This window comes from Paenibacillus sp. FSL H7-0735 (assembly GCF_038008505.1).
In the GTDB taxonomy this organism is placed as follows: domain Bacteria; phylum Bacillota; class Bacilli; order Paenibacillales; family Paenibacillaceae; genus Paenibacillus_AQ; species Paenibacillus_AQ odorifer.
On record NZ_JBBOZH010000001.1, the window covers coordinates 1,144,392 to 1,158,924 of the forward strand.

Here is a 14,533-nt window from a genome sequence, read left to right on the forward strand (position 1 = left end):
AACATGACAAATTTTGAGTGGGGCTCCAAATTAAATGTTTTGCCATACGGGATGCTCTATCTCATGTCGGCCCTGTTCTTTGGAACGGCGGTCATCTACCAGCCGATGATTGCGATAGCTGCCGTGCTTCTGATTATTTTGCTGGGAATCTCGATTTCACGGCCTGAACTGATCAGTTATTTCGTTCTAATCACAACGGCAATATCGATTAACTTTTTATATGATGGCAGCATGTTCGGAATGGAGATACTGTCCCTTTATAAATTAGTTATCGTGATGCTGCTTGTTCCTTGTATTCTGGTCAATGGCTTGCGGTTTCGTCTGAGTCACCCCTTGTGGGCAATGGTGGCGCTGCTGGTGATTACCTTTGGATCTTCGATCTGGCTGCCGGAAATGACCTCATCCATTGCAGTTAAAGCTTTTATCGGTCTATCCATTCCATTCGTATTTTTATTAATTAACTGGAAAAAGAATGTAGCCGAGCTGCAAATCAAAATTATCTGTATGCTTCCTCTTGTTAGTGTAGTGGTTGGTTTGTTGCTGCAGCTTGCGCATGTTCATAATTTTCTCAACATCGAGTATACAGGCGCTGTACGGATTCAGGGGGCTAATATTCCTGCGCATCTAGCGATGCTGGCCTTTATGGGAGTAGCGATTCCATTTATTGAGGTGAAGCGGAATCCGCAGCAAGCACGCTTTTTCTATATCATGTTAGTTCTGAATTTCTTTATCTTGATTGGAACAGGAACAAGAGGGCCTATCTTGGCACTTGGACTTACCGTTCTCTACTACTTCTATGATATTCTTCGCCAATATTTGAAGGGCAGAACCTATCTGCTAATTCCGTTGATGGGTGCATTTTTCCTGATTATGGTCGCTGTTTTCTGGCAGCTTGATAATTTTGAGAAACGTTCCTTTGAGAGACAGACAGATACGGCTGTTGATTTATCAGGAAGGTCGGAGGCATGGGAGTATTTCTTAAATAAGGCTGCGGACTCTCCTTGGTCTGGTAGAGGGCTTGGAGCAGTGACGGTAGCAAATGATGGAACGTTGTATAAGGGTTTTGTAGTTCCGCACAACGAGTATATCCGCTTTTACTTCGATGGGGGATATATTGGCGCTATTCTGTTGATGTTCTCTTTATTGGCTGTATTTATTCTGGTGTACAGAGCATTGGCTCCGCCGATCAAACCTTATTATCTGTTATTTATTGCAGCGTTTTTAATCTACTCATTCTCCGATAACACGCTGTCGACGGTCCAATTTATTATTCCGTTCTGTTGGTACCTGAACTGCCTGTATCGATCTTCACAGCCAACCGATTCCCCACAAAAAGAAGTGATACGATGAGTCAAGTGAATATGTTCGATGTCAATTTTGATAACTATGATTTCATGGATTTGCTTGATTACATTGATAAAACCATTCAGGAGAGGAATCAGTCTTATATTCTCACTTGTAATGTAGATCATGTGATCAAGCTTCGTAAGGATAAAGAATTTCAAACGGTATATTCGAAGGCAGGCGCAGTTGTTGCTGACGGAATGCCACTGATCTGGGCATCCAAAATGCTAGGTAAGCCGCTTAAGCAGAAGGTATCCGGCGCGGATCTATTTAATCGATTGGGCAACGCCTTTGAGCAAAGGAAGTACCGGCTGTTCTTCTTAGGCTCAGCTGAAGGCGTGGCGGAACGGGCAGCAATGAATTTGAAAACAGCGCATCCCGGAATAAATGTGGTTGGCTGTTATTCTCCATCCTATGGATTCGAGCACAATGAGGAGGAGAATGAACGCATTATAGAAATGCTGACAGAGTGCCAGCCAGATATCGTGTTTGTTGGTGTAGGAGCGCCTAAGCAGGAAAAGTGGATTTATCGCCACTATACCTCTTATCAAGCTCCGATATCGATCGGAGTGGGAGCGACCTTTGATTTTCTGTCAGGCTCAGTGAAACGAGCACCTAGCTTCATGCAAAAAACAGGGTTCGAATGGTTCTGGCGGCTTAGCCAGGAGCCCGGCCGGCTCTGGAAAAGATATCTTGTGGACGATGCACAATTTCTACTTTTATTACTTAAGGAACTGCGTAAGCGGGATAAGGTGAAGGAAGGAGGCTTGGAATGAGTGTATTTACGCCCCCATCACTTAGGTTCATCAAGACAGCTGGATTAATAGGGGGGACTGCTGCTGTAGGTGTCTCTCTTCCGCTGATCATTGGCTTCTCCAGTGCGATGCTGAGTTCATCGAACAGTCTGCAGGGAGCCATTCTCTCAGCCATCCTATTCCCGGCTTTCTTGTTAGCCATACTTAGACCGAAAATGCTGGTTGCTTATACCTTGCTAATCTGGGCCGTAGCTCCAGAGCTGCGCCGCATTGCTGACTGGTCAGAAGGAGTTTATCACTCTGTATCCTTGCTGAGCTTAGCTCCCTTGTTAACCGGTGTGACCTTGATCATTCCGCTGCTGAAGGAGATTCATAATATTCAAAAAGCCTCCACGCGGATCATGTTAATGTTCGCAGTTGCGCTGGGTTATGGTGCTTTAATCGGTTTGGCTAAGAATGGCATGGGCTCAGTTTATGACTTAGCGAATTATATTGTGCCACTGCTGTTATTGCCGTACTTTGCCGTCACGAAGTTCAAGCCGAAGGATATCGATCGATTGCTTACTGCTTTTGCCAATATTGCAGTCCTAGTTGCCATTTACGGGATTGTTCAGTATTTGACAGTGCCACCTTGGGATGTGTTCTGGATGAAACATGCGGACATGATGTCCATCGGAAATCCATATCCATTGGAAATCCGAGTGTTCTCTACGCTGAATTCGCCCGGACCGGCAGCAACATTCTTAGCGTTTGCTTTAGTTCCGATGATACTGGAGAAAAAATGGCGGGGAACATTGCGCTGGATCGGCGTTCTGCTAGTTGTAATTTGCCTGCTGACTACTTTAGTACGTGCGGCATGGCTGATACTTCTGGTAATGCTGCTCATGTACATTGGAACCTCTCCTTCTAAGGGAAAGTGGAAAACCTTGATCCAATTAGTTTTTGTGGCTGCTGCGTTGTTCTGGGTTGTGCCGAAATTGCCTGGCGCCGAAGGACTGGTTGCTCGGGTAGAGACACTATCTTCTGTTCAGGAAGATCACTCTTATAATGAACGGCTAAGCTTATGGCAAAACATGCTGCCGATGGTCGCTGCCAATCCAGTAGGTCAGGGAATTGGTAGTGTAGGCCAAGGGACTAAGCTTGGTAATGACGGCGAGCTTGGAGAGTACGGAATTATGGATAACGGAGTTATCGCTTTACTGCTTACCTTTGGTGTTCTGGGTGCTGTGTTCTTCTTCGGAGCTTTAGGCGCAGTTGTCAAACAGATATTCGCTAGAGTAATCAGCAGGGACCAATTGCAGCCCTACGCCCGACTTGCGTTAGCTACTTGGACCGGTGCGATTGTCAGTTTGGTATCAGATAATGGATTTCCCGGACTCAAGGGATACTTAATCTGGATGCTGATCGGTCTTGGCCTCAGCGCAAGGGAGATTACTCAAAGTAGAAGGAAGGGAACACCGTATGCAGCAGTTGAATGCAAAATCTCTCCCCGCTAGAACAATCTGGTCATCTTTTAGACTGTTCGCCAAGAGCAAGGACAACAGCTCGGCAGCCGTAAAAACTATGTTTGTCAGTGTCATGATCCTATTGATTAACATGTTAACTGGTGTACTGACCGCCCGTTATCTTGGACCGACAGGTCGTGGGGAACAGACGGCGATGATTAACTGGTCACAGTTTCTGGCGTTTAGCATGAGCTTTGGCATTCCTTCAGCTCTCATCTATAACGCTAAGAAAAACCCGGAGGATGCCGGAGTGCTTTATCGTATGGCGTTGCTGCTTGGTACCATTTTTGGGGTCATAGCGATGATTATAGGTATCGTGGTCTTGCCTTATTGGCTGAAGTCATTCAGTCCGGAGGTCGTGACCTTTGCTCAGTGGTCTATGATTCTGTGTCCGATTATAGCGATCTCTCAAATTAACAATGCAGCTTTTCAATTCAGAGGAGAATACAAGAGATTTAATTGGATTCGCTATCTAGTGCCATTGCTTACACTGACGATGATCGGGATATTGATCGCGCTGGATCAGATGAATCCTTTTACAACTGCAGTTGCCTATCTCCTTCCGGGGGCGCCGCTGTTTATCGGAATGACGATTTCCTTGCTTCGCACCTATAAGGTGAAGATGAGAGGGGCCTATCAGAATTTAAAAAGATTGTTCACTTACGGGCTGGGTTCCTACGGCAATGACTTGCTTGGCAATTTCTCTACCTATATCGATCAGATCGTAATTGCCGGTTTGTTAAGACCTGCTGATTTGGGACTGTATGTAGTGGCTGTGAGTCTATCGCGGATGGTTAATTTTTTCTCAAGTTCGATTACGATCGTCTTGTTTCCTAAGGCTTCTGAGCTGTCAAAAGAACAGGCAGTTGAGTTAACATTCAAAGCCTTTCGAATAAGTACGACCTTCACCATGCTTGGCGGAGTAGTTCTGATGCTCTTAGCCCCTTTAGTAATTCCGTTGATGTACGGCAAAGACTTCAATGCGGCATTAACCGTGTTTCGTTTGTTGCTCCTTGAAGTGACTATTAGCGGGGGGACGATCATTCTGGCGCAGGCCTTTATGGCGCTAGGCAAGCCGAAAATTGTTTCGATGCTTCAAGGTTTTGGCTTACTCTTGGTTATCCCAATGTTGTTCCTGCTCATCCCTAAATTTGGCTTACTCGGAGCAGGGATAGCGATGTTGTCATCAGCAATCCTGCGATTTTTCTTCATTGTTCTCAATATAAAGTACACCTTAAAAGTTAAACTTCCGCGGCTGCTTATTACCCGCGAGGACATTCAGTGGATGAAGACGACGATGAATTCTTACATTCGCAAGAAACCTATGGATATGAATGGATAATGCGAAAGATAAAGGAGGAAACCTTCATGGATTCAGTAAAAAGCGTGGTAGGCGGCCAAGGCAATTATCCAATATCGGCTGTCATCATCGCTCAGGATGACGAAGTTCGAATATCTAAGGCCATACAATCCTGCAGGTTATTCGCCGACGAGGTGGTTGTGATTGACGGAGGCAGCAAAGACGGGACAGTACAGCTTTCTGAAAGCTTGAATTGTCGAGTATACGTCAACCCTTGGCCCGGATATGCGAAACAGAGGGAGTTCGGAGTAGAACGCGCGGTTCATGATTGGGTCTTCCTTATTGATACTGACGAAGTGGTCAGCGACGAGTTGGCCGCAAGTATTCTTGAACTGAAACCGGGGCTTATGGATCAATCGGTTGCCTATTCTATCTACCGGATCGGTGATTTTATGGGCAGATGGCTGGATCGTGGCGAATATCTAGTGCGCCTATACAACCGCAAAGCATATGGAATTCGAAATAGCTTGGTGCACGAGATGCCCGAGGTCTCAGAAGAGCGAACCATACGTTTGACAGGAACCCTCTGGCATTATGGTTACCGCAGTATTAACGATCATGTGGCACGTTTCAATAAGTATACTGACTTGGAAGCTGAAAGTGCGTATGCCAAGGGCAAACGATTTCGGGTCAGTCATCTGCTGTTAAGACCACCAGCCCGTTTCCTGCAAAAGTATTTCTTACATGGGTTGTTCAAGAAGGGAATGTCAGGCTTCGGTGTATCCGTATTCTGGGTCATGTATGAATTCATGGTCGGCTTCAAGCATTACGAATTAATTAGATCGGGAAAGCTGACTCAGCACAATGCGAAGACGAGTCAGACCGAGAAGGAGAATAAAGGAGAGAGAAGCTATGCCGTACAGTGACGGATTGAACATTATGACGACAGGCCTTAGCTGGCCGTCGCTACAGCCGGGTGGGCTTAACACGTATTTCAAATCCGTTTGCGAGCAACTCTCCTCACGTAATCGGGTGCATGCGCTGATTTGCAGTCAAGAGACGCCTGCTACCCCTGAGGAATTGATTATTCACAATGCCGGAGATCCAAAAGATGGGATCTGGAAACGTAAGGATGCTTTCCAGCGTAAGGCGGCCGATCTGATGGGAGAGGGCAGTGGCCGTATAGATATTTTATACACTCACTTTGCTCCTTATGGTATTGGTCCAGCCTTGGAAGCAAAGAAACGTGGGATTCCTGTAGTAATGACTTTTCATGGCCCATGGAATGAAGAAATGAAAATCGAAGGCCAAGGCATTAAGCACCGGGTCAAAACAACCATCGCCAAATCCATTGAACATAGAGCCTATAAGCTTGCGGATAAGTTCATCGTGCTTAGTGAGACGTTCCGCGATATTCTCCATAAGCTGCACGGAGTGCCACTACACAAAATTATTGTGATTCCAGGTGCAGCTAATGTGGAACGTTTTATCCCCGCTACGAATCGATTGGCGATTCGCCGGACCTTGAATTTACCTGAGGGAGCAACAACCGTGCTGACTGTCCGGCGTTTGGTCAATCGAATGGGACTACTCCAGCTGCTTGAAGCCTGGAAGCAAGTTGCGGAGCGTTTTCCGAATGCAATTCTGCTGATTGGTGGTAAAGGGCCGTTGCGGGGGGAACTGGAAGAAAAGATCGCCGACTATGGCTTAAGCAACAAGGTAAGACTGCTAGGCTACATTCCTGATCATGAACTAGCCTCTTATTATCAGGCAGCGGACATGTTCGTGGTTCCCTCACAGGCATTGGAGGGCTTTGGTTTGATTACCGTTGAAGCCTTATCTTCAGGATTGCCAGTGATGGCTACACCGATTGGCGGCAATAAGGAGATTTTGCAAGGCTTCCGGCCGGAATTGCTATTTAAGAGTTCAAGTAGCGACCACATGGCCGAAGGCATGATCCATATGCTTAGCAATCGAAAGCTGCTTCCGAGCCGTGATGAATGTAGAGAGCATGTACTAGAGAGATATACTTGGGAGCATGTTACGGATCAAGTAGAATCCGTGTTCCTGCAAGCTTTAGGAGAGGAGGTGACCACGTAATGCTTAGAGTGGCCTATATAGATCACACTGCTAAATGGAGTGGTGGAGAAGTTGCCCTGTTTAACATCCTTACCCATATTGGAGAACAGATCGATCCACTGGTAATCCTGGCTGAGGATGGTGCGCTGGCTGAACGGCTACGTGAAAAAGGGATGGATGTCCGTATTATTCCGCTGGATGAGAGCATCAGAAGTCGTGGTAGAAATGCAGTCAACTTGGGAGCACCTGCTGCAGCCTTCAAGCTGTTGGCTTATGGCCGCAAGCTTGCGCCGCTCTTAAAAGCGGAGAAGGTAGATTGCGTGCACACCAATTCCCTGAAATCTGCATTATACGGAGCCATCGCTGCAAAAATAGCAGGCGTTCCATTGATCTGGCATATCCGGGATCATATTGGAGCCCCTTATTTAAAGCCTATCGTTGCCAAAGGAATTCGTTTGCTGTCGCGACTGCTCCCAAATGGAGTCATCGCGAATTCACATTCTACGCTGAATGCTTTGGAGCTGCCGCGTTCCAAAAAAACGCTGGTCGTATACTCCGCTTTCGCTAAAGCGATTGGTAATGGGATCGGCATGCGGGACCAGAAGAATTTTAACGTACTGCTAGTTGGTCGATTGGCGCATTGGAAAGGTCAGCATATTGTGCTGGAAGCCGCAAAAAGCTTTAAGAACGAACCTCGTGTGAAGTTCTGGCTGGCCGGAGACGCTCTGTTTGGAGAAGAGGCTTATAAGCAGGAATTGCTGCAAAAGATAAAAAACGACGAGCTTACTAATGTAAGCATGCTAGGGCATGTGGATGATATTCAAGGCCTTATGAATACTGCTGATTTACTGATTCACACTTCGGTAACTCCTGAGCCTTTTGGCCAAGTTATCGTTGAAGGAATGGCAGCGGGATTACCGGTGATCGCCTCCAATGAAGGCGGGCCGGTAGAAATTGTAGTTCAAGGTGAGACAGGATTACTGATAGAGCCTGGTGACGCGGCGATACTGGCAGACTCCATTAAATGGATGCTGGATCACCCAGAGGAAAGACGGCGGATGGCGGACAATGGGATGAAACGAGTGAAAGAGCATTTTGTTATCGAGAATACGGTCAAGGACATCGTTGACTACTATAAAGGTTTGTTGGCGGGCACCTGACAGATGATATGACGCGGTAATTCTGAAGATGATGCTCCATAAAACTTTGAGGATGATTCACATGAAAATTGCGATAGCGCACGATTACTTAATCCAAATGGGCGGCGCGGAAAGAGTGGTGGAAGTCTTTCATCACATGTATCCCGAGGCTCCAATCTACACAACGGTTTTTAACGGAAGCCGCCTTACTGACAATCTCAAAGATGCGGATATCCGTGCCTCCTGGCTGCAAAAGATTCCGGGAGTAAAGACCAATTTTAAAGGGGTGCTGCCACTTTATCCAATGGCCATCCGTGATTTGGACTTTCGCGGTTTCGATATCGTCCTGAGTTCCAGCAGTGCTTTTATGAAAAGTATTCAGGTTCCTAAACATACGTTTCATCTTTGTTACTGCCATACGCCTATGCGCTTCGCATGGGACTATGACACCTATATGGAACGTCAGTCGAATTCCGGGCTGTTCAAGAAAATGCTTAAGGTATACATGCAGCAGCTTAAAACGTGGGACCAACGGACTTCCAAAAATGTGAATCAGTTCGTAGCCAATTCTTCAGTAGTGAAGACGAGGATTCAGAATTATTATCACCGGGATGCAGATGTCATATTTCCACCGATTAATACAGCCCGGTTTACAAGCTCTTCTACCATTGGCGACTATTATTTAATTGTCTCCCGGCTTGTTTCCTACAAGCGGATTGATCTGGCGGTAGAGGCTTTCAATCGTAACGGTCTTAAGCTTTATATCGTAGGGGATGGACCGGATCGCAAGCGCCTCGAAGGCATGGCTAAGGATAATGTATCGTTTCTGGGCCGGCTAGAAGATGAGCAAGTGACTGGAATGATGGCACAGTGTCGAGCATTTATTTTTCCAGGAGAAGAGGACTTTGGAATTACACCGCTGGAAGCGAACGCTGCAGGAAGACCGGTAATTGCTTATCAAGCAGGTGGCGCACTAGATACTATTATTCCTTATGTAAATGGTGTGTTCTTTCAGCATCAAGAAGTGGAGGATCTACTTAAGGCTATTTATGAGGTAGAGTCCTACGCTTGGGATATCGATCAAATTATGGAGCATGCACGTAAATTCGATGAGCAGGCGTTTATGGTTAAGTTCAAGCAGTATGTTGAGCAGGCGTACGTCAATTTTCTAAAAGGAGGATGATTATATGAAGCTGACAGTAATCGGTACTGGGTATGTGGGTCTTGTATCTGGCGTGTGCTTTGCACTGGGCGGACATCATGTCATCTGTGTGGATAAGGACGAGGAAAAGATTAAGAAGCTGAAACAGAAGGAATCGCCCATCTATGAGCCGGGAATCGAGGAACTGATTGAACTGAATCTTCGTGAGGAACGGTTATCTTTTTCTGCGGATCTTCAGGATTCGGTGCGCCGTTCAGATATTATCATCCTTGCTGTAGGTACGCCATCACTGCCTAATGGTGAAGCAGACTTAACCTATATTGAGGGTGCAGCCGCTGAAATCGCTAAAGCGATGGAAGGGCACAAAATTATAATGACTAAATCTACAGTTCCAGTAGGGACAAATGAGAAAATCTCCAAAATGATCTCTAGCCATACCCATCATCCTTTTGATATCGTGTCTGCACCTGAGTTTTTACGTGAAGGCTCAGCGATTCGCGATACCCTCCATCCCGACAGAATTGTCATTGGTCTTGATAATCCAGAGCTGGAACCAACTATGCGCGAGCTTCATAAGGGTTTCACAGAAAATGTATTTGTAACAGATATACGCAGTGCTGAAATGATCAAATATGCTTCGAATGCATTTTTGGCCACGAAGATTTCCTTTATTAATGAGATCGCCAATATTTGTGAAAAAGTGGGAGCTGATGTAACCGAGGTAGCACAAGGAATGGGTATGGACCAAAGAATCGGGTCATCCTTCCTGCAGGCTGGCATCGGTTATGGAGGCTCCTGTTTCCCGAAAGACACTAATGCGCTCATTCAAATTGCGGGCAACGTCGATTACGAATTCAAATTATTGAAATCTGTAGTCGAAGTGAATAAGGGACAACGCTTTATGATCATCTCCAAGCTGCATGAATCACTTGGCAGCCTGCGCGGTTCGACGATTGGGATATGGGGGCTTGCCTTTAAGCCTAATACTGATGATGTCCGCGAAGCTCCCGCCAGAGAGATTGTTGAGGCACTGGTGGCTGAAGGGGCAACAGTCAAACTATATGATCCAATCGCAGCTACAAATTTCAGGCAGCAATATGATCATCCGCAGCTTCGCTGGTGCAATCTGCCTGAGGAAGCGGCTGAGGGCAGCGATGCCGTATGCCTCTTGACCGATTGGAGCCTACTCAAGGATATTGATCTGCATCAGCTGGCGAAAAGCATGCGTAATGGGGTATTGATCGATGGACGCAACGTGTATTCCAAGGAGCAAATCGAGGGTACCGGCCTCGTTTATCATTCTGTCGGCCGCCCGCAGATGGGCGGATTGAGCGGTTATTCTGCTAGTGTGGCTGGAGCGGTTTAATCATTTGTGTTAAGTGTCAGTCGCAACTGCGGTGAATGTTTGGACTTCCAGCCGCTGTTGTCTGCAGATTTCCTGATTTTAACCGCTGATAGCGGTAGAAATCCGCAGACAAAGGCGGATGCTATCGCTCCTCCAGTTCCAAAATTGTCTTCCGCCACTTCGTTCCCTTATTTTAAGGTTCTAAGCAATTTATAAAGTTAGGTACTCTGATTATATACCGCAGTAGCAGTAGCAGTAGCATTTGTAGTTGTCATTGTCTCTGTCTCTGTGGTGGCAACTAGTCTTGCTCTTGTAGTTGCAGTTGTTCTTGCAGTTGTTCTTGCAGTTGTTCTTGCAGTTGCAGCTGCCTCCCCCGGAGCAGAAGCAAATCTTTAGAAAAACGTGCTCGCTTCCGGCTGGTACAGCCCGGTGCGCATGGATCATTGTTAAAAAGTAGTTGGTTAGGTTAAGAACGGAAAGGGAATTTGGAACTGTAGAAACGGAGTGTTCGCCTTTATCCTCGGATTTCTACCGCGAGAAGCGGTCCAATCAGGAAATCTGAGGATAACAGCGATCGGAAGTCCAAAATCCCTTGGAGTGGTTCATACCTAATAAATTTTTTAAAAAATGCATCCGCTCGAACTAAGGCTAAGCGGAAGCTATACGTTTTGATAACAATTCCATTATGCTCGATTTCCATAATTCAAGGAGGGTTCATTCTATGAAAATGGTACTTCTATCAGGCGGTTCAGGTAAACGGTTATGGCCGTTGTCTAACGACTCACGTTCAAAGCAATTTCTAAAGGTACTTGAAAGCCCTCAAGGTGAACCAGAATCCATGGTACAACGTGTCTGGAGACAGCTGGAGGAAGCAGGGATGGCAGAATCATCTTATCTAGCCACCGGCCGCGGCCAAGTAGAAATGATACAAAGCCAACTGGGAAGTCATGTGCCGATTATCGTTGAACCGGAGCGTCGGGATACTTTTCCGGCTATCGCCTTAACAGCTACCTATCTTTATTCAGTGGCAGGTGTTTCTCCAGCGGAGACGGTAGCAATATTGCCTGTTGACCCTTATGTAGAAGCATCCTTTTTCGATACCATAGCTATGCTTGAGGGGACCATGCTGGAAAGTGGAGCAAATCTGGCACTAATGGGTGTTGTTCCTGAACATGCCTCAGAGAAATACGGATATATTATTCCTACCACTGAAGAGGCGGGGGGGAATGGTTTTATGAAGGTGAGTCACTTTCAAGAGAAACCAGACCGCATACAAGCAGAACAGCTCATCGAGCAAAATGCATTGTGGAATTGCGGAGTGTTTGCCTTCCGTTTAGGGTACTTGTTAGATATTTTGCAGCGTAAAGGGTTGCCTTTAGGATATGAAGAATTGCAGAAGCAGTATAAGCTATTGTCTTCCATCAGCTTTGATTATGAAGTGGTGGAGAAAGAAGAACATATTGTGGTGCAGCCGTATGATGGATTCTGGAAGGATCTTGGAACGTGGAATACGCTGACAGAGGAAATGAGCAGCAAGCATGTAGGAAAAGGTTTTGTGACGGCGGATTCTGAGGGGACTTGCTTGATTAATGAGCTGGACATTCCGATTACGGTAATTGGTGCGAAGGATCTGATCATTGCGGCTAGCCCGGATGGAATTCTAGTTACCCATAAAGCTGAGAGCCCACGGATTAAAGAAGTGCTGAAGACCTTTGAACAGAGACCGATGTACGAGGAACGCCGCTGGGGCCATTACAAAGTTATTGATTATGTGAAATATGATGAAGGCAATGAAGTGCTGACCAAACGGATTTTTATATCCGAGGGGAATAATATCAGCTATCAATTACATCGCAAGCGTAGTGAAATTTGGACAATCGTCAGCGGCGAAGCAAGTATTGTGCTGAATGAGAAAAAACATAATGTGAAGGCTGGGGACGTGGTACGTATACCGGAAGGAACGAAACACGCGATCCTTGCTTTGACGGATGTTGAGTTTATAGAGGTACAGACGGGGTCTGAATTAGTAGAAGAAGATAACATTCGTATTACTTTAGACTGGAATGATATAGAACTACAACAATTCATTTCATAGGTCTAACCTATCTATTTAACCAATTCAAAATTTCTTGAAACAGGTAAATTGACTCAATTATCAAAAAAAGTCATAAAAACACTAAATATATCATTAATTGTCGTCGATACTTACGGTAAGAGAGATTATTTCTCTTAAATTGAAAAGGCAAACCTATCGAAAGGTAGGGACGCAAAGCTATAGGGCCTTCGAAAGAGTGGCAGCCTGGCTACCGAAAGGGAGAATATTTTGAAAGCTTACCGTACGTATCGATTGTTTGGTGCATTTCTGTCACTCGTCCTGTTTCTGACTGCACTTCCGCTTGCTGTTGGGATTTCGCCGTCTATTGTCATAGCTGCTTCAAATTCTGGAACGCCAGTTACCCCAGGTGCCTCACCTGAAGCCGTAAAGCTGCTTAACTATTTTTACTCGATCTCAGGAAAAGGCATTATTGCTGGTCAACATGACTATTTAGAAAGTCCAGATGAAATTAACAATATGCTGAAGGGAACCAGCGGACAATATGCGGCTCTTCACGGTTATGAAATGGGTGCGATCAGTGGTCAGTCCGAAGCAACGATGGCTTGGCAACGTCAAAATGTGGTGAACAGCGCCATCAACTGGAATAAAGCGGGCGGGATCGTAGCTATGACTTTTCATGCTAACCTGCCGGGCACCTCTTATGACTGGGATAATGTGAAAAAAACACTCAGCCAGAGTGAGTTCGATAGTTACGTTACACCGGGTACCAAGCAATATAATAATCTGATCGCTGAGCTTGATAAGGTGGCAGTCTCTTTAAAAAGCTTGCGCGATGCCAATGTTCCGGTGCTTTGGAGACCCTATCATGAAATGAACGGGAACTGGTTCTGGTGGGGGAAGAAAAATAACTTTTCTAAACTATGGAATATAATGTATGACCGTTTTGTTAACGTTCATAAATTAAATAATTTGTTATGGGTATGGAGTCCGAATGCTCCCAATGTTTGGTCAGATCCTTATGCGCTAACTTATCCAGGTGCTGATAAAGTAGATATTCTGGCAGCAGATATATACGAAAATGATTACCAGCAAAAATACTATGACAGCTTGTTGAGTCTAGCCGCAGGCAAACCGATTGCGATCGGGGAGAATGGTGAAATGCCTAATCTGGAGAAGCTTCAGCAATCGCAAAGTAAATGGACGTATATGATGAGCTGGGGAAAAATGCTTTACGAAAATAACAGTGCAGACACAATCAAAACATTTATGAATAGCAACTACACCCTGACCAGAGATAAATTAAATACTGGTCTGGCACCGACACCTAGCGCCGCACCAGCGCCGGCACCTTCCGAAGAAGAGGGGGAGGCAGCAATTCCTCTCGCGAAGGGGCTTGCAGGAGAGTATTACAACAACATGTTGTTGTCGGGAGCAGCAGCTCTTAATAGAACTGATGCAATAATCGATTTCAATTGGCGGCAAGGCTCGCCGGATGCCTCCCTCGGGATTGATCGTTTCTCCATACGTTGGAGCGGTAAAATTAAGCCGTTATATAATGAGCAATATACATTTTACACTACCTCAGATGATGGTATCCGTGTCTGGGTGAATGGGGAATCCGTGATTGATAGTTGGACTAAGCAAAGTGGTACTGAGCGTAAGGGCACTATAACGCTGAAGGCTGGTCGGCTATACGATATCAAGGTGGAGTATTACGAGAATGAAGGCGATGCGAGAGTCCGCTTGATGTGGGAAAGTGCTAGTCAAGCTAAAGAGACAGTTCCAGCAAGTGCACTTTTTCTTCCGGATGTCTCCTGATTGATGAAAATTAAAGGTCGATCCTTAGTG

At 45.8% G+C, this 14,533-nt stretch carries 11 protein-coding genes and 1 riboswitch; all 11 genes read left to right on the plus strand.

Annotated elements, in window-relative coordinates:
- Positions 1-3: 3 nt before the first annotated feature.
- Positions 4-1,350, plus strand: a complete 1,347-nt coding sequence (locus tag NSS82_RS04970) for an O-antigen ligase family protein (RefSeq protein WP_036676609.1) — start codon at positions 4-6, stop codon at positions 1,348-1,350.
- The gene (locus NSS82_RS04975; protein ID WP_036676606.1) at positions 1,347-2,120 is read left to right on the plus strand and encodes a WecB/TagA/CpsF family glycosyltransferase; all 774 of its coding nucleotides are present in this window, start codon (positions 1,347-1,349) and stop codon (positions 2,118-2,120) included. Before NSS82_RS04970 ends, NSS82_RS04975 begins: the two co-directional genes overlap by 4 nt.
- Positions 2,117-3,595: an O-antigen ligase family protein gene (locus NSS82_RS04980; RefSeq protein WP_036676604.1), complete on the plus strand. Its 1,479-nt coding sequence runs from the start codon at positions 2,117-2,119 to the stop codon at positions 3,593-3,595. The genes NSS82_RS04975 and NSS82_RS04980 overlap by 4 nt, the downstream gene beginning before the upstream one ends.
- On the plus strand, positions 3,561-4,946 hold the full coding sequence (locus NSS82_RS04985) for an oligosaccharide flippase family protein (protein WP_036676601.1): 1,386 nt from the start codon (positions 3,561-3,563) through the stop codon (positions 4,944-4,946). The genes NSS82_RS04980 and NSS82_RS04985 overlap by 35 nt, the downstream gene beginning before the upstream one ends.
- A 26-nt stretch (positions 4,947-4,972) precedes the next feature.
- Complete coding sequence (locus NSS82_RS04990; RefSeq protein ID WP_038568901.1) at positions 4,973-5,830, plus strand: glycosyltransferase family 2 protein; 858 nt, start codon at positions 4,973-4,975, stop codon at positions 5,828-5,830.
- Complete coding sequence (locus NSS82_RS04995; RefSeq protein WP_036676596.1) at positions 5,817-7,004, plus strand: glycosyltransferase family 4 protein; 1,188 nt, start codon at positions 5,817-5,819, stop codon at positions 7,002-7,004. The genes NSS82_RS04990 and NSS82_RS04995 overlap by 14 nt, the downstream gene beginning before the upstream one ends.
- The gene (locus NSS82_RS05000) at positions 7,004-8,143 is read left to right on the plus strand and encodes a glycosyltransferase family 4 protein (RefSeq protein WP_076104221.1); all 1,140 of its coding nucleotides are present in this window, start codon (positions 7,004-7,006) and stop codon (positions 8,141-8,143) included. Before NSS82_RS04995 ends, NSS82_RS05000 begins: the two co-directional genes overlap by 1 nt.
- A 61-nt stretch (positions 8,144-8,204) precedes the next feature.
- A complete protein-coding gene (locus NSS82_RS05005; RefSeq protein WP_036676592.1) occupies positions 8,205-9,305 on the plus strand; it encodes a glycosyltransferase in 1,101 nt (366 codons plus the stop codon).
- Positions 9,306-9,309: 4 nt separating this feature from the next.
- Positions 9,310-10,650: a UDP-glucose dehydrogenase family protein gene (locus NSS82_RS05010; protein WP_076274041.1), complete on the plus strand. Its 1,341-nt coding sequence runs from the start codon at positions 9,310-9,312 to the stop codon at positions 10,648-10,650.
- Between the two features lie 700 nt (positions 10,651-11,350).
- Complete coding sequence (locus NSS82_RS05015) at positions 11,351-12,724, plus strand: sugar phosphate nucleotidyltransferase (protein ID WP_036676586.1); 1,374 nt, start codon at positions 11,351-11,353, stop codon at positions 12,722-12,724.
- A gap of 136 nt (positions 12,725-12,860) precedes the next feature.
- A riboswitch (cyclic di-GMP riboswitch) is annotated at positions 12,861-12,940 on the plus strand.
- Between the two features lie 12 nt (positions 12,941-12,952).
- Positions 12,953-14,503, plus strand: a complete 1,551-nt coding sequence (locus tag NSS82_RS05020) for a glycosyl hydrolase (protein ID WP_051490925.1) — start codon at positions 12,953-12,955, stop codon at positions 14,501-14,503.
- The last annotated feature ends 30 nt before the right edge of the window (positions 14,504-14,533 follow it).